18 protein-coding genes are annotated in these 20636 nt (G+C 72.3%); 4 read left to right on the top strand and 14 right to left on the bottom strand.

The genetic code is table 11. The features are described 5' to 3' along the window. Nucleotides 1–117: 117 nt before the first annotated feature. On the bottom strand, nt 118–1050 hold the full coding sequence (locus NQ165_RS04660; protein ID WP_257531832.1) for an LLM class flavin-dependent oxidoreductase: 933 nt from the start codon (nt 1048–1050) through the stop codon (nt 118–120). Beyond that, entirely contained in the window at nt 1047–1994 is a 948-nt protein-coding gene (locus tag NQ165_RS04655; RefSeq protein ID WP_257531830.1) for an aldo/keto reductase, read from the bottom strand. Before NQ165_RS04655 ends, NQ165_RS04660 begins: the two co-directional genes overlap by 4 nt. A gap of 286 nt (nt 1995–2280) precedes the next feature. Between NQ165_RS04655 and NQ165_RS04650 the strand changes: the two genes are divergently transcribed. Then, a complete protein-coding gene (locus NQ165_RS04650; protein ID WP_257531827.1) occupies nt 2281–2430 on the top strand; it encodes a hypothetical protein in 150 nt (49 codons plus the stop codon). Nucleotides 2431–2456: 26 nt separating this feature from the next. On the opposite strand, the gene NQ165_RS04645 is transcribed toward NQ165_RS04650, so the two are convergent. From NQ165_RS04645 to NQ165_RS04615, 7 genes are all read right to left on the bottom strand, one after another. Continuing rightward, entirely contained in the window at nt 2457–3302 is an 846-nt protein-coding gene (locus tag NQ165_RS04645; protein WP_257531824.1) for a transglutaminase family protein, read from the bottom strand. Next, the gene (locus tag NQ165_RS04640) at nt 3299–4234 is read right to left on the bottom strand and encodes an alpha-E domain-containing protein (RefSeq protein WP_257531823.1); all 936 of its coding nucleotides are present in this window, start codon (nt 4232–4234) and stop codon (nt 3299–3301) included. The genes NQ165_RS04645 and NQ165_RS04640 overlap by 4 nt, the downstream gene beginning before the upstream one ends. After that, nucleotides 4228–5925 carry a circularly permuted type 2 ATP-grasp protein gene (locus NQ165_RS04635; RefSeq protein WP_257531821.1) on the bottom strand — a complete coding sequence of 566 codons (1698 nt, stop codon included), beginning with the start codon at nt 5923–5925 and terminating at the stop codon, nt 4228–4230. The genes NQ165_RS04640 and NQ165_RS04635 overlap by 7 nt, the downstream gene beginning before the upstream one ends. Nucleotides 5926–6043: 118 nt before the next feature. Then, nucleotides 6044–7276: an ornithine--oxo-acid transaminase gene (gene rocD, locus NQ165_RS04630; RefSeq protein WP_257531819.1), complete on the bottom strand. Its 1233-nt coding sequence runs from the start codon at nt 7274–7276 to the stop codon at nt 6044–6046. A gap of 1 nt (nt 7277) precedes the next feature. After that, on the bottom strand, nt 7278–8177 hold the full coding sequence (gene ddaH, locus NQ165_RS04625; RefSeq protein WP_350310494.1) for a dimethylargininase: 900 nt from the start codon (nt 8175–8177) through the stop codon (nt 7278–7280). 177 nt (nt 8178–8354) lie between these two features. Continuing rightward, the gene (locus NQ165_RS04620; protein WP_257531817.1) at nt 8355–12089 is read right to left on the bottom strand and encodes a bifunctional proline dehydrogenase/L-glutamate gamma-semialdehyde dehydrogenase; all 3735 of its coding nucleotides are present in this window, start codon (nt 12087–12089) and stop codon (nt 8355–8357) included. 59 nt (nt 12090–12148) lie between these two features. Continuing rightward, complete coding sequence (locus NQ165_RS04615) at nt 12149–12709, bottom strand: thioesterase family protein (RefSeq protein ID WP_257531815.1); 561 nt, start codon at nt 12707–12709, stop codon at nt 12149–12151. Between the two features lie 184 nt (nt 12710–12893). Here NQ165_RS04615 and NQ165_RS04610 point away from each other — a divergent pair, with 184 nt between their 5' ends. The 3 genes from NQ165_RS04610 to NQ165_RS04600 all read left to right on the top strand — a co-directional run bounded on the left by NQ165_RS04610 (nt 12894) and on the right by NQ165_RS04600 (nt 15496). After that, nucleotides 12894–13400, top strand: coding sequence for a GNAT family N-acetyltransferase (locus tag NQ165_RS04610; protein WP_257531813.1), 507 nt, complete (start codon nt 12894–12896; stop codon nt 13398–13400). Between the two features lie 5 nt (nt 13401–13405). Further along, on the top strand, nt 13406–14173 hold the full coding sequence (cofE, locus tag NQ165_RS04605) for a coenzyme F420-0:L-glutamate ligase (RefSeq protein WP_257531811.1): 768 nt from the start codon (nt 13406–13408) through the stop codon (nt 14171–14173). A gap of 513 nt (nt 14174–14686) precedes the next feature. Further along, entirely contained in the window at nt 14687–15496 is an 810-nt protein-coding gene (locus NQ165_RS04600; RefSeq protein WP_257531809.1) for a glycosyltransferase family A protein, read from the top strand. Here the strand turns inward: NQ165_RS04600 and NQ165_RS04595 are convergent. From NQ165_RS04595 to NQ165_RS04575, 5 genes are all read right to left on the bottom strand, one after another. Continuing rightward, on the bottom strand, nt 15462–16373 hold the full coding sequence (locus NQ165_RS04595; RefSeq protein ID WP_257531806.1) for an alpha/beta fold hydrolase: 912 nt from the start codon (nt 16371–16373) through the stop codon (nt 15462–15464). The two genes, NQ165_RS04600 and NQ165_RS04595, sit on opposite strands and share 35 nt — an antisense overlap. A 26-nt stretch (nt 16374–16399) precedes the next feature. Further along, nucleotides 16400–17176, bottom strand: coding sequence for an enoyl-CoA hydratase-related protein (locus NQ165_RS04590; protein WP_257531804.1), 777 nt, complete (start codon nt 17174–17176; stop codon nt 16400–16402). Nucleotides 17177–17180: 4 nt separating this feature from the next. Then, entirely contained in the window at nt 17181–18365 is a 1185-nt protein-coding gene (locus NQ165_RS04585; protein WP_285181708.1) for an acyl-CoA dehydrogenase family protein, read from the bottom strand. A 297-nt stretch (nt 18366–18662) separates the two neighbouring features. Beyond that, a complete protein-coding gene (locus NQ165_RS04580) occupies nt 18663–19487 on the bottom strand; it encodes an MBL fold metallo-hydrolase (protein ID WP_257531800.1) in 825 nt (274 codons plus the stop codon). A gap of 13 nt (nt 19488–19500) precedes the next feature. Then, the coding region (locus NQ165_RS04575; protein WP_257531798.1) for a cytochrome b/b6 domain-containing protein at nt 19501–20636 on the bottom strand (1136 nt) is incomplete at its 5' end.

Raw genomic sequence — 20636 nt, 5'->3', positions numbered from 1 at the left:
GTTCCCCACAACATAACCCGAGCCGGGTGAGCCGTGGTCGTCTGGGCGAGTATCCGCGCCCACGTGCTGCCACCTGCTGCCACGTGCTGCCTCGCGCTGGTTCGACGGGACGAATCCTCAGTCGAGGACGGCGGCCAGGGACTCCAGGGCGGCGAGGCTGTCGCCGACGGGGATGAACACCGAACTGTGCACACCGGCGCCGGCGAGCTCGTCGATGCGCGCACGCACCTGCGCGGCTGTCCCGACGAGCGCCAGCTGCCGCACCCACTCGTCCGGCATCGTGCGCGCGAACTCCGCCCCGTCGGCGCACCGTGCGCGCAGGGCTGCGAACTCGGCCGCGAACGGCAGCGGCTCGATGTGCGGAGCCCAGTCCGGTTCGCCGATCGCGGCCAGCCCGGGGCGCGCCGTCGCCAGGGCCGCCGCGGCATCCGCGTCGACGACGCCGACGTTGTAGGCGACGAGCCGATGCGGGGATGCCGCGTCGATCCGCGCCACCGCCGCCCGCGCGTACTCCGGGGTCACCGGCTCGGCCAGCACGGTGCCGTCGGCGATGCGCCCCGACAGCGCGAGGGACTTCGGGCCGCGCACGCCCAGCAGCAGCGGGGGCCGCTCGCTCGGCACCGCTGTCGAGTCCAGGTGCACGTCGCTGTCGAGCGCACCCCCGGCGAGCAGGGTCCGCACCGCCGTCACGTGGGCCTCGAGCGCCCCCAGCGGGCGGGACGGCCATGCCCCGACCGCGCGCATCCAGTCCGGCATCCCGTGCCCGATCCCGGCGTCGATCCGCCCGGGGAACAGCTGCGCGAGCGTGGCCAGCTCCATCGCGGCGAACGCGGCGTTGCGGGCGCCGGCGGGGAGGATGCCGATCCCGACGCGCATCCGCTCGGTCCACGCCAGCACGGCACCGGCCTGCGCGATGCCGCCGCGGAATCCGAGGTCCTCGACGATCCACAGCTCATCGAACCCGAGCTCCTCGGCGCGGCGGACGAACGTCTGCACCTGGTGCGCGTCGAGGTCGCGGGGCAGCATGACGCCGATCGCGGGGCGGCTCACAGCGCGGCCGCCGCGTCCTGCGCCGCCAGCGGGGTCGGCGCCGGCCCGAGCGCGTCGAGGTCTCCCCAGAGCGCGTCGGGCACCGAGGTGTCGCGCAGCGCAATCAGCTGCTGCAGCCGCCGCGTCGAGGAGATGCCGACGATCGTGGAGTCGACGAGGTCCGAGCGCAGCGAGAAGTGCAGCGCCGCCGCGGCCAGCGGCACACCGTGGTCGGCGCACACCGCCTCGGCGCGCTGGATCCAGGTGACGAGTCCGGGCGAGGCCTCGGTGTAGCCGTACGATGCCCGCGACGCCGACCCCTTCGCGAGGATGCCGGCACCGAACGGCGCCGCGTTGAAGACCCCCATGCCGCGGCGGCGCGCGTCCGCGAACAGCGCCTCGGCGCTGCGATCGACGAGCGTGAAGCGATTGTGCGACAGCACCAGATCGAACAGACCGGTCTCGACGTACCGGGTCATCAGCGGGATCGGCCCCGCCGCGATGCCGATCGCGTCGACGGCGCCCGAGTCCCGCAGCTCACGCATCCCCTCCAGTCCCCCGCCGGGCGCGGTGGCTTCCTCGAAGGTGACGCTGAAGGGGTCGTGGAAGTGGAGGATGCCGACGCGGTCGACGCCGAGCCGCGCGAGGCTCTCCTCGTAGGAGCGCAGCACCCGGTCGCGGTCGAACGCGCCGGCCTCCGGGTCACGGTCGACCTTGGTGGCGATGCGGGCGGCGGCGCGGCCCCCCAGCTGCGCGAGGGCGAGGCCGAGCACCTCCTCGGACCGGCCGTCGCCGTAGTTGTTCGAGGTGTCGACGAGCGGGAAGGGACCGGTGAGCAGGTCCACCGCCGCCGCGACGGCTGCGGCCTCTTCCGCCGAACCGGGAGCGGTGCCGTCACCGAGCGACGAGGTGCCGAGGGTGATGTCACCGACGGGAATGCCGGTGGTGCCGAGGGTGCGGGTCATACGAGTCGCCTTTCGAGCGGAGAAGATCAGGACGGAGCCGAGAGGCGCAGCCGACGATCGTCGGCGCTCCGCGCCTCGGGCCCCGCTCCCGGCCGATCCTACGGGCGCCCGCCGCGATCGCCGGTGTCGCGAAGAGCCGCTCGAGTGTCGCGTCCGCACAGTGCGGCGCTCGTTCCACGCTCCTTTGCGACACCGGAGCAGCGCCGAGCGGTATCCGCCGTGGCACCTCGCCGGGGGTCAGCGCAAGCCCGGTGCGGCCGAGCGCGGTGACCCCTACCGTGTCGTCATGGACCAGGACCGCGACAACGCTCCAGCCGCCGACGACGAGGAAGCCCCGCTCGGTGGTGACGAGGGCACACAGGACCAGCTCGAAGCCGACAACCCGGCTGAGGAGGAGACGCTCAAGACGCTCGACCCCGACAGCCCGCCCGCCTGAGGCGGCCGGAATCGCCGTCGGCGCGGTCAGGCCTCGCGGGTGATCGTCACCTGCACGTGCAGGTCGCTCTTGGTGGCGCCGCCGTACACGCCGCGCAGCGGCGGCACGTCGCTGTAATCCCGCCCGCGCCCGACCAGCACGTGCCGCTCGCCGATCTCGACGTTGTTCGTCGGGTCGAAGCCGTGCCAGTCGCCCGCGAACCACTCCACCCAGGCGTGCGACTCGCCCACGACGGCCACGCCCACCTCGGCATCGGGGTCGGGGTGCAGGTATCCCGAGACGTACCGGGCGGGGATGCCCACCTCGCGCAGGGCGCCGAGGGTGATGTGGGCCATGTCCTGGCAGACTCCCGACCGCTTCTCCCACGCCTCCGCGGCGGTGGAGTGCACGCCGGTGCTGCCGTAGACGTACTCGACGGCGTCGCCCACGGCGACGGCGATCGCGTGCGCGGCGTGGCCGGGGCCGTCGTGCTCGGCGGCGATCGAACGCGCCAGGCGGGCCACCTCCTCGTGCGGGGCGGTGTGCGGCGTCTGCGCGAGCATCTCGACCGTGCTGATCGCGCCCTGCGCCTCGCGGGCCAGGTCCTCCCACGAGATCTCGGGATGCTCCAGCGGACGCGGCCGCACCTCCACGAGCGAGCGCGCCGTGATGTTCAGGGCGGTGTGCGCCGACAGCACGTCGAACGACGCCACCCGGGTGCCGAAGTAGTCGACGTACTGGTTGACGCTCGTCGACGGCTCGATGTCCAGCGAGGAGCTCAGCACGAACTGGTTCTCGGTCGACACCGGCAGCATGCGTGCCTCGTTGTACGACGCGGACACCTCCCCGGGGTAGACGAAGCCGGTGGTGTGCTCGACGCGCAGCCGCATCATGAGATCTCTCCGATCCAGCTGGGCTCGGCCTGGGTGGGGAAGAAGCGCTGCCGGATCGCCTCCGACGCTTCGCGCGTCACCGTCTGCACCCGTTCCATATGCTCGGGCAGCTCCCCGAGGATGTCGGTGATGGGGCTGTACTCGAGATCGTTGCGGATGCGACCGAGGGCGCGGAGCACGGCGTTGGAGTGCCCGACCCGGTCGGCGCGCGGATCGATGGCGCTCATGCACTCCTCGGCGCGCTGGATCGAGTAGATGATCGACCGCGGGAACAGCCGGTCCAGCAGCAGGAACTCGGCGGCGTTGCGCGAGCTCGGCATGCCCCGGTAGGTGCGCACATACGCCTCGTAGGCGCCGCACGACCGCAGGATGGTCGTCCACGACGGGCCGGATGCCTCTGTCAGCGACCGTGTCGCCAGCATGCGTGCCGTCATGTCGGCGCGTTCGATGCTGCGACCGAGCGTGAAGAACTGCCACGCCTCGTCGCGACTGGTCGACGAGTCGACGATGCCGACGGCCAGCGCGGAGCGCTCGCGCACCCACTGGAAGAACTCGTGCACCTTCTCGGACTGCAGCCGACGCGGCATCCGCGAATTGGTCGTGTTGAGGGTCTCCCAGAGCTCCGTGGAGACGATCTCGCGCGCCCGCCGGGCGTTCTCGCGTGCGGCGTGCAGCGAGTACGCGATGCTCGAGGAGTTGCCGCGGTCCACCGCCAGGCGCGCCAGGACGTCCTGCCGCTCGACCTTCTCGAGGGCGTCGTCCGGCGGCATCGATCCCATGACGCTGAGCAACGACCGGCACGCGGTGTCCTCGTCGATCCAGGGGTCCTCCAGCAGCAGCTGCAGATGCACGTCGAGGATGCGGGCGGTGCCGTCCGCCCGCTCGATGTAGCGCCCGATCCAGAACAGGCTCTCTGCGATGCGGCTCAGCATGACTCGCACCCCCCGGTCGTCGGCACCGCGGTCTGCTGCTGCTGCTGCTGTTCCTGCTGCTCGGCGCGCGCACGCGGCGCGTCCTGCGGCGAGTGCACGGGCGCGGCCTGCTCGTCGTAGACCACCGGGATCGCCTCGGTCGTGGCCTGATCGGCGACGAGGTCGGCCATGCCGCCACCGCGGCCGTGTCCGTACTCGACGTCGCGGGGCGCCGCCCCTCCCACGATCCAGGTGTCCTTGGAACCGCCGCCCTGGCTGGAGTTGACCACGAGCTGTCCCTCCGGGAGCGCCACGCGTGTGAGCCCCCCGGGGAGCACCCACACGTCGTCGCCGTCGTGGACGGCGAAGGGCCGCAGATCCGCGTGGCGCGGTCGCATGCCGTCCTCGACGAGGGTCGGGATGGTCGAGAGCATCACGACGGGCTGGGCGATCCACCCGCGGGGGTCGGCACGGAGCCGGGCGCGCAGTTTGTCCAGCTCTGCCGGTGAGGCATCCGGGCCCACCACGAGCCCCTTGCCGCCGGAGCCGTCGACGGGCTTGACCACCAGCTCGTCGAGGCGGTCCAGCACCTCCTCGAGGGCGCCGGGATCCTCGAGGCGCCAGGTGTCGACGTTCTTGAGGATCGGCTCTTCGGCGAGGTAGTAGCGGATGAGGTCGGGGACGTACGTGTAGAGCAGCTTGTCGTCGGCGACGCCGTTGCCCACGGCGTTCGCGATCGTCACGTTGCCCAGGCGCGCGGCGAGCATCAGGCCGGGGGCCCCGAGCATCGAATCGGCACGGAACTGCAGCGGGTCGAGGTAGTCGTCGTCCACGCGGCGGTAGATGACGTCCACGCGCTGCGGTCCGCGGGTGGTGCGCATGAACACCTTGCCGCCGGTGCACACGAGGTCCCGTCCCTCCACGAGCTCCACGCCCATGAGGCGGGCGAGCAGGGTGTGCTCGAAGTACGCCGAGTTGTAGACGCCGGGAGTGAGCACCACGACGTTGGGGTCTTCGACACCGGGCGGGGCCGACGCGCGCAGTGCCGCGAGCAGCTTGTTCGGGTAGTCGCCGACGGGCCGCACGCGCATCGAGACGAACAGCTCGGGCAGCGTCTGGGCCATGACCCGGCGGTTGGAGATGACGTAGCTGACACCGGAGGGCACACGCACGTTGTCCTCGAGCACGCGCATCTCGCCGTGCTCGTCGCGGATGAGGTCGATGCCCGACACGTGGATGCGCACACCGTTGGCGGCGTGGATGCCGGCGGCCTGGCGGTAGAAGTACTGCGACGAGGCGATGAGGCCCGCCGGCAGCACGCCGTCGCGCACGCAGTGCTGGTGCCCGTAGGTGTCGTCGAGGAACGCCTCGAGTGCGAGCACACGCTGCTTGACGCCCGCCTCGATGCGCGACCACTCGTCGTAGTCGATGATGCGCGGCACCGCGTCGAGCGGGAACGGCCGCTCCTCGCCGGCGAAGTCGAACGTGACACCCTGGGCGAGGTACGAGCTGGCGAGCGAATCGGTGCGTCCGCGCAGCTCTTCCTGGGTCATCTGCGCCAGCGCCTGATAGAGCTCGCGATAGGCGCGCCGCGAGGCGACCGGGGCACCGGATCCGTCTGGGTGGCCGAACATCTCGTCGAACGCCGGGACGCCCGACGGCGTCTTGCGTGGCGCCAAGATGGAGCCGTAGCCGTCGAACAGATCACCCATGGGATTCACCCTATCCGCGCCGGGTTGCCGCCATGTTTCCGGGTTGCCGACCTTGACACGCAGGCGGCATCCGACCACTCGGGCCCGTTTCTCCGGCCGGATGCCGGTGCGCCGCGAGTCAGCCCAGGGCGACCTTGAGCTGCTCGACCGCCCAGTCCAGCTCGGTCGCGCGGATCACCAGTGGCGGCGCCAGGCGGATGGTCTGCCCGTGCGTGTCCTTGGCCAGCACGCCGCGCAGGAGCAACCGCTCGGCGACCTCCCTGCCGGTGCCGTGCGCGGGGTCGATGTCGACACCCGCCCAGAGCCCGGCGACGCGCACGGCGGTCACCCCGTGGCCGATCAACGGCGTGAGCGCGGCCTCCAGGTGCTCGCCGAGCGCCGCTGCCCGCTGCTGCAGCCTGCCGGTCGCGAGAAGCTCCACCACCCGGCGGCCGACCGCCGCCGCCAGCGGGTTGCCCCCGAAGGTCGACCCGTGCTCGCCGGGGCGCAGCACTCCCAGCACGCCGCGGTCTCCCACGACGGCAGACACCGGCACGATGCCGCCGCCGAGCGCCTTGCCCAGCAGGTACAGGTCGGGCACGACGTCTTCGCGGTCGCAGGCGAACGTGGTGCCGGCGCGGCCGAGGCCGGACTGGATCTCATCGGCGATGAACAGCACGCCGCGCCGGGTGCAGATCTCCCGCACCGCCGCCAGGTAGCCCGCCGGCGGCACGATGACCCCGGCTTCGCCCTGGATCGGCTCCAGCAGAACCGCCGCCGTGGTGTCGTCGATCGCCGCTTCGATCGCCGCGGCATCCCCGTAGGGCACCGAGACGAAACCGGGGGCGTAGGGCCCGAAGTCGTCGTGGGCGACGGGGTCGTCGCTGAATCCGACGATCGTGGTCGTGCGGCCGTGGAAGTTGCCGTCGGCGACGATGACGGTGGCGCTGTCGGCCGGCACGCCCTTGACCCGGTACGCCCACGCACGGGCCACCTTGATGCCGGTCTCGACGGCCTCGGCGCCGGTGTTCATCGGCAGCACCAGATCCTTGCCGCACAGAGCGGCGAGCGCCTCGGCGAACGGTCCGAGCTGGTCGTTGTGGAAGGCGCGGCTGGTGAGGGTCAGTCGGCCGAGCTGAGCGGTGGCGGCAGCGACGAGGTCGGGATGCCGGTGGCCGAAGTTCAGCGCGGAGTAGGCCGAGAGCAGGTCGAGGTAGCGCTTGCCCTCGGTGTCGGTGACCCACGATCCCTCGCCCTCGGCCACGACGACCGGGAGGGGGTGGTAGGTGTGGGCGACGTGGGCGTCCTCGGCGGCGATGATCCGTGCCGCGGTGGGCTCGGTGTGGAGGGGCGAAGCGGGTGCGTCGGTCATGTCAGCTCCTCAGCTCGAGGGTGCAGCACTTGATGCCGCCGCCACCCAGCAGCAGCTCGGACAGGTCGACGGTCACCGGCGTGTAGCCGCGCTCCCGCAGCTGGGCGATGAACCCGTGGGCTCGCGGCGAGACGATGACGTTGCGGCCGTCGCTGGCGGTGTTGAGGCCGAACACCGCCCCGTCGGCGTCGTCCACGAGGATCGCGTCGGGGTAGCGCTCGGCGAGCACGGCCCGCGAAGCGTCGTCGAACGCCGTCGGCAGGTAGGCGATGTTCGCGCGCGGAACGCCTCCCTCGCCCTCCACCGGGTCGAGCACTGCCAGGGCGGTGTCGAGGTGGTAAAAGCGCGGGTCGACGAGTGTCAGGCTCACCACCTCACGACCGAACACGTCGGCGACCTCGCGGTGGCTGGCTCCGTCGGAACGGAAGCCCGTACCGGCGAGCACGGTGTCGCCCACGAGCAGGAAGTCACCCTCCCCCTCCTGCACCTCGACCGGCTCGATGACCTCGAACCCGTTGGCGGCGAACCAGTCCATGAACGCGCGCTCCTCGCCGCGCCGTTCGGCCACGCGGAACCGCACGCCCAGCGCGCGACCTCCGACGACGAAGCCGCCGTTGGCCGTGTAGACCATGTCGGGAAGGCCCGGCACCGGGTCGATCAGCTCGACGTCGTGCCCGAGCCGCACGTACGTGTCGTACAGGTCCTGCCACTGCGACAGCGCGCGCGCGGTGTCGGTGGGTCGCCCCGGTTCCATCCAGGGGTTGATCCGGTAGCTCACGGTGAAGTACTCCGGCCGGCACATGAGGTAGCGGCGGTGCTGGGCGATGCGCTCCGGCGCGGCGGGCTGCGCGCCCGGCTGCGCGCCGGCATCCGTGGCGAGGGTGGTGGGCTGCGTGGACATTGTGCTCCTTCGCGAAGGTGGCGGACGCTGTCCTCCTGGTCCGGTGGCCCAGGCTCCGCCGCGACGGTGCGGCGAGGGCGAGGGGCGATCCGGACACGCCGCGACCATTGTCACACGACGGATGCCGCGCTGCTCGGCGATCCGCGCCGGCGACCGCCCCGCCCTCGGCCGCCGCCGTCAGATGACCGCTTCGCTCCAGGGGTCGGGGTTGCCGAACCGGTGGGCCGTGATGGTGATCGACTGCTCCTGCAGGAACGGGAGCATCTCGAGCCGCCCGGCCGTGGTGACCTCGTTGTCGTAGACGGCCAGGTCGGGGTCGCCGTCCACGGCCGCTCCCAGCGCGCGGTGCAGTGTCGCGATCGACTCGCGAGGGCCGACCAGACGCGCGCGCGAGGGGCGGGCGACGATCTCACCCTCGATCGGGTCGTCGGGCGTCGACTGGCCGACTCCGGTCATGCGCTGCAGCCACTGCTCGTCGGTCTCGAGGAACACCGGCACCCGCAGATCGCCGAGCGTGCGTCTCACCGCGGCGGGCAGTCCCACCGGCGCGCTCAGCGTCATCGGGGTACCCGCGCGGATGCCGGCGATCACCACCCGCAGCACCGCCTGCCAGGTGGCGTCCGCCGTCGCCCGCACCGCGACGCCGTCGACCGGGCGGTAGCGGAAGAGATTGCGCTCCACCCCCAGTTCCGAGACGTCGCGGACGTGGCCGAACTCGCGGTCCCACGCGATCGCATCCGACAGCGCCGCACGGCGCAGCCAGTCGAAACCCTCGTAATCGAGCGTCGGCTGGGAAGCCTCGATGAGGGTCGTAATGCGTGAATCCAGGCCGCGCAGGTGCAGTGTCGACGACTGCGCGCTGCCCGACGACGGCCGCCAGCTGCCGAGGCCGATGAGGTAGTTGGGCCCACCGGCCTTTGCGCCCGCCCCGACGGACGAGCGCTTCCAGCCGCCGAACGGCTGGCGCTGCACGATGGCGCCGGTGATGCCGCGGTTGACGTAGAGGTTTCCCGCCTGCACCCGGTCGAGCCACAGCGCGAGGTCTCCCGGCGCCTGCGTGTACAGCCCGGCGGTGAGGCCGTACGCCACCGCGTTCTGCAGCTCGATGGCCTGCGTCAGCGACGAGGCGTGCATCACGCCGAGCACCGGCCCGAAGAACTCCTCCAGGTGCGTGCGCGAGCCCGGCTGCACGCCCACGCGGATGCCGGGCGTCCACAGCCGTCCGGCGTACTCGGGCGCCACGTCGTCGAGGCGGCGCGGCTCGACGAGCCACTTCTCCCCCTCCTCGAGGGTCGTCAGCGCCCACGCGAGCTTGCCCTCGGGGGCCTGCACGAGCGGCCCGACCTCGGCGCGCGGATCGGTGGGAGGCCCCACACGCAGCGAGCGCGTGGCATCCACCAGTTGGCGGGCGAACCGCTGCGAGCGCCCCACCGGACCGACGAGGATCGCGAGCGAGGCCGCAGAGCACTTCTGTCCGGCGTGGCCGAACGCGCTGCGCACCAGATCGGCGACGGCGAGGTCGAGATCGGCGCTGGGCGTGATGATCATGGCGTTCTTGCCGCTGGTCTCGGCCAGCAGCGGAAGCGCAGGGCGCCAGGAGCGGAACAGCGCCGCGGTCTCCCATGATCCGGTGAGGATGACGCGGTCCACGGCGGGGTGGGAGATGAGCTGGCGGCCGAGTTCGCCCTCCTCGACGTCGACGAGAGCGAGGACGTCTCGCGGAACGCCCGCCGCCCACAGCGCCTCGGCGACCACCGCGGCGCAGCGGCGCGCCTGCGGCGCCGGCTTGAACACGACGCCGGATCCGGCGGCGAGCGCCGCCAGCACCCCGCCGGCGGGGATGGCGACCGGGAAGTTCCAGGGCGGGGCGACGACGGTCACCCGAGCCGGCTCGAACACGGCGCCGCTCACCCGGTCGAGTTCGCGGGCCGTCGCCGCGTAGTAATGCGCGAAGTCCACGGCCTCGCTCACCTCGACGTCGGCCTCGGCGAACACCTTGCCGGTCTCCGAGGCGGCGACCTCGATGAGCTCCGCACGGCGGGCCTCGAGCGCACGTCCTGCGGCGATGAGCACGGCGGCGCGATCGGCGGCGGCGAGCGCCCCCCACGGTCCGGCCGCCTCGGCGACCGTCGCCATCACGCGCTCCAGCGAGCCGACGTCGGTGAGGCGGGCGGCGTCGAGCGTGGCATCTCCCGCGGCGCTGACCTCGATGCGCTCCAGCACCGAGCTCGCCCACGCGCGGTTGACCGCGACGGCCGGGTCGGTGTCGGCGGCGTTGCGGAAGCCGGGCGCCCCGAGTGCCCGGCGGGTCTCGCGCGGGGCGAACACCGCCGTCTCGACGAACTCCTCCCCGCCGAACCGCAGCGCCTCGGCGATCGGCTCCATCGGCGTGGTGTCGTCCGGCCCGCCGCCGCGGGCGATGCCGAGCACTGCTTGGGTCAGTCCTCCCTCTTCGGCGCCATCGCGGCCGGGGGCATCGCGCAGGATGCTGCGCAGGCGCGGCACGGGATCCACGGTGCGGTCCTGCACCCGGTGCGGCCCGATGTCGAGGGTGGGGTCCGCGCTGCGGTCGAGGGAGTCCAGGAACCGATCGCGCTCCCGGTCGAACAGCGACGCGTCGTCGGCGAGCTCGAACGCGGCGGAGAGGAAGTTCTCGCTCGAGGCGTTCTCCTCCAGCCGGCGCACGAGATAGCTGATGGCCACATCGAACTCGTCGGGCCGTACGACCGGCACGTAGAGCAGCACGGGTCCAACCTCGCGGGCGACGGCCTGCACCTGGCCCTGCGCCATGCCCAGCAGCATCTCGACGTCGACGTCGGCGCGCACCCCCCGCTCACCGGCGAGCAGCCACGCATAGGCGATGTCGAAGAGGTTGTGCCCGGCCACTCCCAGGCGCACCGCAGCCGTGCGGTCCGGGTGCAGGGCCCAGTCGAGGCAGCGCAGGTAGTTGGCGTCGGTGTCGAGCTTGCTGTCGTACGTGGCGAGCGGCCAGTCGTGCATCGTGGCATCCACCCGCTCCATCGCGAGGTTCGCCCCCTTGACCAGGCGCACCTTGATGCGGGCGCCACCCGCTCCCACCCGCTCGCGCGCCCACGCCGTGAGCTCCTGCAGCGCGGGGAGCGCATCGGGCAGGTACGCCTGCAGCACGATGCCGGCTTCGAGCCCCTGCAGCCGCTCGTCCTCGAGCAGGCGGGTGAACACCGCGATGGTCAGGTCGAGGTCGCGGTACTCCTCCATATCGAGGTTGATGAACGTGCCGTCCTCGGCCGCGGAGAGGTACAGCGGCAGCAGACGCTCGACGACCGTCTCGACGGTCTGCTCGAAGGCCCACATCGAGATGCGCGGGGTGATCGCCGAGACCTTCACCGAGACGTAGTCGACGTCGTCCCGGCGGATCAGCTCGTGGATGCCGTCGCGCCGGCGGCCCGCCTCGCCCTCGCCGAGCACGGCCTCGCCGAGCAGGTTCAGGTTCAGTCGCGCCCCGCTCTCGCGGATGCGGGCGATGGCTTTGCCGAGCTTGTCGGGACGCGCGTCGACGACCAGGTGCCCCACCATCTCGCGCAGCACGCGCCGGGCGATGGGGACGACGGGGCTCGGCAGCACCGGCGCGACCGCGCCGCCTGCCCGCACCGCCGTGCGCAGATACCACGGGAGGAACTGCGGAACCAGGGGAGCGATGCGGCCCAGCTGCGATGCCGCGGCGGACAGGCTTTCCGGCCGCATCACCCCGTCGACGAAGCCGATCGTGAACGGCAGCCCCTGCGGGTCCTTCAGCACACCGGCCAGTCGTGCGGCGGCGGGATCGACATCGGCGGCGGCGGCTTCGCGCACCCAGCGCTGGGCGAGCTCCACTGCTTCCTCGGCCAAGGGGTGGATGTCCGAGCGCTGCCGGTCCTCGTAGGTCTGCGACATGCGCCCAGCCTAGGTCCGCGCTGCCGTCGCGGGGCGGTTGCCGAGCCGCGTCGCGGCGGTCAGGACCAGACGCTGGGGGCGGGGCTCTTCGTCGACGGCAGAGCGGATGCCGCGGCCCAGTCGACGACCCACGGTTCGAGAGGCGGCAGATTGTCGGGGCGGTGCAGAGCCTCGAACAGCTCCTCCATCGGCACGAGCCCTCCCCCGCGCTTCAGGAAGCGGGCGCGCACCAGCATCTCGGCATAGATCTCCCCGTCGACGACGGCGCGGTGCACCATGTACACCGCCTTGTCATCGTGACCGTGCAGGCGCGACTCGACCGTGAAGCGCTGCCACAGCCCGAGCGACTTGCGGAATGAGATGGTCTCGCTGGCGACCACGGCGTACCAGCCCTGCTTGTTCACCAGATCCCACACTCCGGTGCGGATGAGCAGGTCGAACCGGCCGAGGTCGAACAGCGACGCGTAGCGGCCGTTGTTCATGTGACCGAGCAGGTCGATGTCGGTGGGCAGGGTGCGCAGCCGCACGCGTCCGACCGCGGTCGGATCGATCCGCCCCTTGCGGCGCAGTGCCCGCTTCGCGCGCAGGATCGTCAGAAGGGTCCGCCACCATACGTTCACGAAGCGCGATGGTAGTGCGCCTGGCAGCCCACGTCGCAATCGGTGCAGGGCAACCCACAACGACATCAGCGATCGCGCGGCGCTGCCGGGGCGGCCGACCGCGCGAACCCGTCTCGCCGTCACGCCCCGACACCGGCCGTCGCGCGGATTTCGCGGGGGCCCGCGCCCCGCGTAGAGTGCCCGCATGGATGCAGAGACCCAGACCGACATCGTCGTCCGTCCGGTCCGCGACGTGGACGCCGAGGCCCTCGGGCGAGTGCACGCCGCCTGCTGGCACGAGACCTACGACCACCTCATCAGCAAGGCCGCCCTCGAGAACGTCTCTCCCCGCCGCCTCGCCGAGCTGTGGACCCACTGGGCCGAGCAGGGCCCCGACTTCCGCATGCACGCCGCGCTCGCCGACGGCGAGATCGTCGGCTTCGTCGGCTCCGGGCCTGCGCGTGACCGCGACGCGCCACGCAACCGCGAGCTGTACTTCATCTACCTTCTCGACGCGTGGCACGGCACCGGCACGGGCCAGCGGCTGTTCGACGCAGCCATCCACCCCGACGAGCAGGCCTACCTGTGGGTCGCCGAGGACAACCCGCGCGCGCACCGTTTCTACGAGCGCAATGGCTTCACCCTCGACGGCGCGAGCCACACCGAGCCCTTCCTCGGCGAGATGCTGACCGAAGTCCGCTTCGTCCGCTGAGCGCCGTGCTGCAGGTCTGGGCCCTCGACGGCATCCCCGAGGTCGCCGCGGGGGATGACCTCGTCTCCCTCATCGCGGATGCCGCGGCCGGCGACCTCGCCGACGGCGACATCCTCGTGGTCACCTCCAAGATCGTGTCCAAGGCAGAAGGACGCATGATCCGCGCCGACGACCGAGAGGACGCGATCACCGCCGAGACGGTGCGGCTGGTGGCCTCGCGCACCTCGGCATCCGGTCATGTCACCCGCATCGTCGAGAACCGGCTCGGCATCGTCTCCGCCGCCGCCGGCGTCGATGCCTCGAACACCCCGCACGGCACGGTGCTGCTGCTGCCGGTGGATCCCGACGCCTCGGCCCGCGCTATCGCGGCAGGACTCCGCGAACGACTGGGCGCGCACGTGGGAATCATCGTCTCCGACACCCTCGGCCGCGCGTGGCGGGAGGGGCAGACCGACCATGCGATCGGCGCCGCCGGCGTCACGGTGATGGAGGACCTCCGCGGGCAGACCGATGCCGAGGGCCGTCCGCTCGTCGTGACGATGCCCTGCGTCGCCGACGAACTGGCCGCGGCCGCCGACCTCGTGAAAGGCAAGGCATCACGGCGTCCCGTGGCGGTGGTGCGGGGGCGCGCCGACCTCGTCGGTGCGCTGGATCTTCCGGGAGCGCGGTCGATCGTGCGCCCCGCCGAGCGCGACTTCTTCCACCTGGGCGCCGACGAGGCCCACGCGCAGGGCTACGCCGCGGGCTTCGCGGCGGGCACCGCCGCGCGCTGAGCACCAGAGCCCGACCCCGCCGCTGTCCCACCGAGCGCCGAACCCGCTTGACTCCGTACCCGCCTGACTCCGTATCCGCCTGACTCCGTTTCGGGAGCCGATACGCGACCCAAACCCCGCCGCACCCCCGTTCGGGAACCGATACGCGACCCAAACCCCGCCTGCCCGCGCGGCACCGGGTTCGGGAACCGATACGCGACCCAAACCCCGCCACACCCCCGTTCGGGAACCGATACGCGACCCGAAGCGCCGCGAGCGCCCGCGGCACCGGGTTCGGGAACCGATACGCGACCCAAACCCCGCCTGCCCGCGCGGCACCGGGTTCGGGAACCGATACGCGACCCAAACCCCGCCACACCCCGTTCGGGAACCGATACGCGACCCAAACCCCGTCGCAGCCGGGTTCGGGAACCGACACGCGACCCAAACCCCCGGCGCCCCCGCGGCCCGGACCCGCGCGTCGGGGCGCCAGCCCCTCCCCCACGCGGCCGCGAACCCCTAGGCTGACGCGCCATGAGCACCATCAGCGTCGTGATCCCCTCCCGCGATGATGCGCGCATGCTGCGGCACTGCCTCGCCGCACTCGCTGTGCAGACCCGCAAGCCCGACGAGGTCATCGTCGTCGACAACGGCTCCAGCGATGACACCGCGGCGGTCGCCCGCGCCGCCGGTGCCCGCGTGGTCGACGAGCCGCGCCCCGGCGTGCTGCGCGCAACGGCCGCCGGATTCGACGCGGCCGAGGGCGACATCATCGGGCGACTGGATGCCGACTCCATCCCGTCCCGCGAGTGGATCGCGCGCCTGGAGCAGCGGTTCGACGACGACCCGACGCTCACCGGCATCACGGGCACCGGCCGGTTCTACGGCGGCACCTGGCCGCGGCGCGTGCTCGGCCGATACGCCTACCTGGGCGGCTACTTCTGGTCGATGCGGCTGGTGATGGGGCACGTGCCGGTGTTCGGGTCGAACTTCGCGCTGCGGCGCGAGGCGTGGCAGACGCTGCGCCCCCACCTGCACATGGACGACCCGAGGATGCACGACGACCTCGAGATCAGCTTCGCGCTGCAGCCCGACATGGGCGTGGAGTTCGACCGCGAGCTGCGAGTCGGGGTCTCCGCCCGCCCGTTCGATTCGATGGCGGGCTTCCGCCGACGCGTCAACTGGGCGTTCCACGGCCTCGCGGTCAACCTGTCCGAGGAGAGCATCGCTGAGCGTCAGTGGCGGTGCGCCGCGGGGCGACGGGAACGGCGGCGCCTGCAGCGCGACCCGCGCCGGGCGTCGCAGTCCGTCACGCGGAGATCATCGCCAGCATCGCTTCGGTGACCTGATTCGGCGCCGATTCGCACGGGCTGTGCCCGGTGTGGATCACGAGCAGCGTCGCTCCCAGCCGCCGGGCGAACTCGTCGTGGGCTTCGACCGGCCAGACGTCGCCGCTCCCGGCGACCACCAGCACGGGCAGTCCGGTCGCCCGCAGCGCGTCGGCCACGGCCGGCGTGTGCTTCATGAGCCCGAAGATGTCCTCGACGCTCGCACGCCGGGTGAGGGCGAACCGCGCCCTCACGAAGACGGCGCGGTCACGCGGCGCGCGGTGCACGTTGTTGCGCACCGCCCACATCATCAGCCGCGCCTCGACCGAAGCGGGCACCAGGCCGGTGATGGGGCCGAGGATCCGGAAGGACCGCAGCGCCTGCCCGGCCACCGGAGGAGAGGAAAGCAGCGTCAGGCTGGCGAACAGCTCCGGGTAGCGCGCTGCGGCGATCGAGGCGACGGTGCCGGCGAACGAGTAGCCGAGCACATGCGCCGGCGTGGCGGCGGAGCGCAGCACCGCAACCAGGTCGTCGACGAACAGGTCGAGCGTGTAGTGGCGCTGCGGCGGTTCGAGGTTCTCCGGCCCGGCCGCGCACGACTCGTACTGCCCCGCCATGTCGTAGGACTCCGCACGATAGCCGGCCGCCGCGAGCAGCGGCATCATGCGGACGAAGTCCTCCTTCGACCCGGTGACCCCGGGAACGAGCACGACCCGCTGGCCGCCGCTCGGCCCCATCGACACCCGCGCGAGCGATCCGCTCGGCGCCAGCACGCGATCGCGCTCCGCCCCCGGTGGGAACCGGCTCCAGTCGATGGGCGTCAGCGCGGCATCCGCCGCCGCGGCGCGACCCATCACGCCCTGCGCTCTGCCGCTCCCGGATCCGAGGCCCACGGGGGCATCATAGGGCGGCTCCCGGATCAGCGGTGCTGGAATCGCGGCGCGCGCTTGTCACGGAACGCCGCCATCCCCTCTTTCTGATCCTCCAGCGCGAACAGCGAGGTGAACACCGCCTTCTCGAGCCGCAGCCCCTCCGCCAGCGGCGTCTCCTGGGCTGCCCGCAGGGTCTGCTTGGCCGCGTAGACCACCGGCAGCGACTTGGCGGCGATCGCCTCCGCGGTCTTCGCGGCCTCGTCGAGCAGGTCGGATGCCGGCACGACACGTGACACCAGACCGGAGCGCTCCGCCTCCGCGGCATCCATCATGCGCCCGGTGAGCACGAGCTCGGCGGCCTTGTACGCGCCGATCGCGCGGGTCAGACGCTGCGTGCCGCCGATGCCGGGGATGACGCCGAGGTTGATCTCCGGCTGGCCGAAGCGCGCGGTGTCGGCGGCGAGGATGACGTCGCACATCATCGCCAGCTCGCATCCGCCGCCGAGAGCGAACCCGGCGACCGCGGCGACGACGGGGGTGCGCAGGCGAGCGAACTCCTCGAGGCCCGCGAAGGGGTTGCGCATCGCCATCTCGTGCGACGACTTGTCGGCCATCTCCTTGATGTCCGCGCCCGCGGCGAATGCCCGCTCGCTGCCGGTCAGCACGATGCAGCCGATCTCGTCGTCGGCATCGAAGGCGGATGCCGCTTCGGCCAGTTCCGCCGCCAGGCGGGAGTTGAGGGCGTTGAGGGCATCGGGGCGGTGGAGGGTGATCCAGCCGACGCGGCCACGGGTCTCGACGATGAGGGTCTCGTAGGGGGTCATGGGTTCATCGTGCCATGCCGCGATGACGCAGCAGCTCGCGCCCGATGATGACGCGCATGATCTCGTTCGTGCCCTCGAGGATCTGGTGCACCCGCAGGTCGCGCACCACCTTCTCGATGCCGTACTCCCGCAGGTAGCCGTAGCCGCCGTGCAGCTGCAGGGCGTCGTTGGCGACGCGGAAGCCGGCGTCGGTGGCGAAGCGCTTGGCCATGGCGCTCCGCGCCGTGGCATCCGACGCACCGGCGTCGAGGGCCGCCGCGGCGTCGCGCACAAGGGTGCGGGCGGCGTGCAGCTCGGTGGCCATGTCGGCGAGGGTGAACACGATCGACTGCTTCTGCGCCAGCTGCTCGCCGAACGCCTCGCGTTGCTGCACGTACGCCACGGTGCGCTCGAGCGCCCACTGCGCGCCGCCGAGGGAGCACGCGGCGATGCCGAGGCGGCCGCCGTCGAGTGCGCCCAGCGCGATGCGGAACCCCTCTCCTTCGGCGCCGATGCGGCCGGATGCCGGCACGCGCACCCCGTCGAGCACGACCTGACGGGTGGGCTGCGCACGCCAGCCCATCTTGTGCTCCTCGGCGCCGAATGACAGGCCGGGAACCCCGGCGGGCACCAGGAACGCCGTGACACCGCGGGCGCCCGCCTGCGCAGGGTCGCCCGCGTCACCGGTGCGAGCCATGACGATGTACACGCCCGCCTCGCCGGCGCCCGAGATGAACTGCTTCACGCCGGTGAGCACGTAGTCGTCGCCGTCGCGCACCGCCGTCGTGGTCAGCGCTGCCGCGTCCGAGCCGACGCCGGGCTCGGTGAGGCAGTAGGAGCCGAAGTCGGTCATCGACACGAGTCCCGGGAGCCACTGCGCCCGCTGCTCGGGTGTGCCGTGGGCGTCGATGATCCCGGCCACCATGTTGTGGATCGACACGTACGCGGCGATCGCCGGGTCGCCTTCGGCGAGGGCCTCGTAGATCGCGGCGGCGTCGGCTCGGCGCAGGCCCGCCCCGCCGACATCCTCGCGGATGCAGATGCCGCCCAGCCCCAGTTCGCCGCCGCGCCGCAGCGACTCACGCGGGAATTCGCCCCGCTCGTCGCGCTCCAGCGCGTAGGGGGCGAGCTCGGCCGCGGTGTACTCGCGGACGGCTTCGAGGATCGCCTCCCGCTCGTCATCGGTGAGCGCGGGCGTGGTCGAGGTCATCGTCGACGTCATCGTCGTTCCATCCTGTTCAGGCTTGTGGCCGAGGCGGGTTGTGAGCGGTGCGAACAGTGTAGTCCGGCGTCCCGCAGCGGCACGGGTGCGGTGCCGGCACGAGGGATGCCGTGGGCGACGGGGGCCGGGGCCCGGCACGGCACGGTGGAGCGCGACGGATGCCGTCGGCGACGGGGCCGGTGCCGTGGCCGGTGCCGTGGCGGGGGCGGGGGCGGGGGCGGAGGCCCGGTACCGGGGGCAGGTGCGAGCGTGCCGCTCCGGCGGGCGCGCGCGTACCGCTGCGAGTCAGCGGGCGTCGGCGAGGTACGCGAGCTGCGCGCGCACGGAGGCTTCGGCGGCGAACCGCACCGCAGGGTCGACGTCGGCGTACACGGCGTCGGCGACGGCCGCGACGAGGTCGGCATTCGTCGCCGGCTCGCGCCCGAGGCGCGAGAGGACGTGCCTCACCTCGGCCAGGCGGCCACGGCGGTGCTCCGCGTACGCGTCGCACACGGCCACGAGGTCGTCGAGCATAGGGCCGTGCGCGGGCAGCACCGGTATCGGGCCGAAGCCGCGCAGCCTGTCGAGGCTGGCCAGGTAGGCGCGCAGCGAGCCGTCGGGTGCGGCGATGATCGTCGTCCCCCGCCCCAGGATGGTGTCACCGGTGAGCATGACGCCGGTGGGGGATGCCGCGTCCGCGTTCGCAGCGGCATCCGCTGCCGGCGCCGCATCGCCGGGCAGATGGAACGAGACGGAATCGGCGGTGTGCCCCGGCGTGGCCACGACGTCGATGACCACGCCCGCCGCCTCGATGCGCTCGCCGTCGCTGAGCGGCGGCGCGTCGATGCACAGCGCCGGGTCGAGCGCCCGCACGGGCGCACCGGTGAGCCGGGCGAGGCGCGGGGCCGCCTCGACGTGGTCGATGTGGTGGTGCGTGAGGAGGATCAGCGCGACCTCGCCCGCCGCCGTCACGGCGCCGAGGTGGCCGGCGTCATCGGGGCCGGGATCCACCACGACGACCGTGCGACTCTGCGGTGCAGCGACCACGAGCGTGTTGGTGCCGTCGAGCGTCATCGGTCCCGCGTTGGGAGCGAGGATCCGGGTGACGTTCCTGGTCCAGCGCTCGGTCACGGCATCCGCCCCGCTATCGTCCGCTGACCGTGCCGAACAGGCGCGCGACCGGCGCGACCACGAGGGGCCGCGCGGCGATCCACGCCCCCGCTGTGACGACGATCGACGCGATGAACAGCCAGAAGCCCGTCCAGTTGTCGGCGTAGGCGTTCGGGTCGACCGAGCCCTGCGCGGCATACATGTGGTTGAGGTTGCGCAGCGCGCCCGTGGACATCACCAGCGCGACGTGCACGGCGATGAACGCGACGAAGTAGATCATCACCGGGAAGTGCAGCGTGCGCGCCCACTCGACCGGGTAGGCCTTGTTCAGCGCCGTGGCGTTCTTCGGCCAGAGCGCGCCCATGCGCCACCCGGTGAGGGCGGCGAGCGGGGCCGCGATGAACACCGTCGCGAAGTAGGCCAGCTGCTGGATCGAGTTGTAGTTGACCCAGCCGTTCTCGGTGGGCCAGTCCAGCGATATGTACTGCAGCACCGCCGACAGCGCGTTGGGGAAGACTTCCCAGCTGGTGGGGATGATGCGCATCCACTGACCGGAAACGAACAGCAGCACCACGAAGATCACACCGTTGGCCAGCCACAGCACGTCGAGGGCCTGGTGCAGCCAGATGGTGAGGCTGGTCTTGCCCTTCTTGTCGCCGCGCGGGGTCCAGAACACCGTCGGGCGCTTCTCGGTGCGCACCTGCAGGCCGGTGCGGATGATCAGCACCATCAGGAAGGCGTTGAAGAAGTGCTGCCATCCCAGCCAGGCCGGGAAGCCGACGGGCGCGGTGTCGGGCAGGTGGTACTCGCCGGGGTAGGTGACGAGGAAGTCCTGCATGAAGTCCAGGCTCAGGAACCACCGCACGAAGAACACCGCCAGCGCGGCGGCGACGAGCAGCCCGCCACCGCCGACGATCACGACACCCGCCCACTGGCCGCGGGTGAACGGGCCGATGCGGCGCGGCTCGGGCTTCGGCGCCGGGCGGACGGTGGCCGCGACGCCGGGCCACACCGTGCGGGGCACGGTGAGCGGCGGGCGCGGCCCGGCCGCGACGGCGGTGGATGCCGCGGCGGCGGGGGTGGCCGTGGCCACCGGGGCGGCGGCGGATGCCGCGGCCGGGGCTGCGGCCGGTGCGCTGGGCGCGGCCGGGGCTGCGGCCGGTGCGCTGG

This window comes from Microbacterium sp. zg.Y1084, from assembly GCF_024623595.1.
Lineage (GTDB): Bacteria > Actinomycetota > Actinomycetes > Actinomycetales > Microbacteriaceae > Microbacterium > Microbacterium wangruii.
This window is presented reverse-complemented; position numbering and strand designations above follow the sequence as displayed.

Bases quoted from the DNA above. Each gene is read 5' to 3' on its own strand.
- NQ165_RS04655 (WP_257531830.1), bottom strand. From the start codon at position 1,994: ATGACCCGCACCCTCGGCACCACCGGCATTCCCGTCGGTGACATCACC.
- NQ165_RS04650 (WP_257531827.1), top strand. From the start codon at position 2,281: ATGGACCAGGACCGCGACAACGCTCCAGCCGCCGACGACGAGGAAGCC.
- NQ165_RS04645 (WP_257531824.1), bottom strand. From the start codon at position 3,302: ATGATGCGGCTGCGCGTCGAGCACACCACCGGCTTCGTCTACCCCGGG.
- NQ165_RS04640 (WP_257531823.1), bottom strand. From the start codon at position 4,234: ATGCTGAGCCGCATCGCAGAGAGCCTGTTCTGGATCGGGCGCTACATC.
- NQ165_RS04635 (WP_257531821.1), bottom strand. From the start codon at position 5,925: ATGGGTGATCTGTTCGACGGCTACGGCTCCATCTTGGCGCCACGCAAG.
- rocD (WP_257531819.1), bottom strand. From the start codon at position 7,276: ATGACCGACGCACCCGCTTCGCCCCTCCACACCGAGCCCACCGCGGCA.
- ddaH (WP_350310494.1), bottom strand. From the start codon at position 8,177: ATGTCCACGCAGCCCACCACCCTCGCCACGGATGCCGGCGCGCAGCCG.
- NQ165_RS04620 (WP_257531817.1), bottom strand. From the start codon at position 12,089: ATGTCGCAGACCTACGAGGACCGGCAGCGCTCGGACATCCACCCCTTG.
- NQ165_RS04610 (WP_257531813.1), top strand. From the start codon at position 12,894: ATGGATGCAGAGACCCAGACCGACATCGTCGTCCGTCCGGTCCGCGAC.
- NQ165_RS04600 (WP_257531809.1), top strand. From the start codon at position 14,687: ATGAGCACCATCAGCGTCGTGATCCCCTCCCGCGATGATGCGCGCATG.
- NQ165_RS04590 (WP_257531804.1), bottom strand. From the start codon at position 17,176: ATGACCCCCTACGAGACCCTCATCGTCGAGACCCGTGGCCGCGTCGGC.
- NQ165_RS04585 (WP_285181708.1), bottom strand. From the start codon at position 18,365: ATGACCTCGACCACGCCCGCGCTCACCGATGACGAGCGGGAGGCGATC.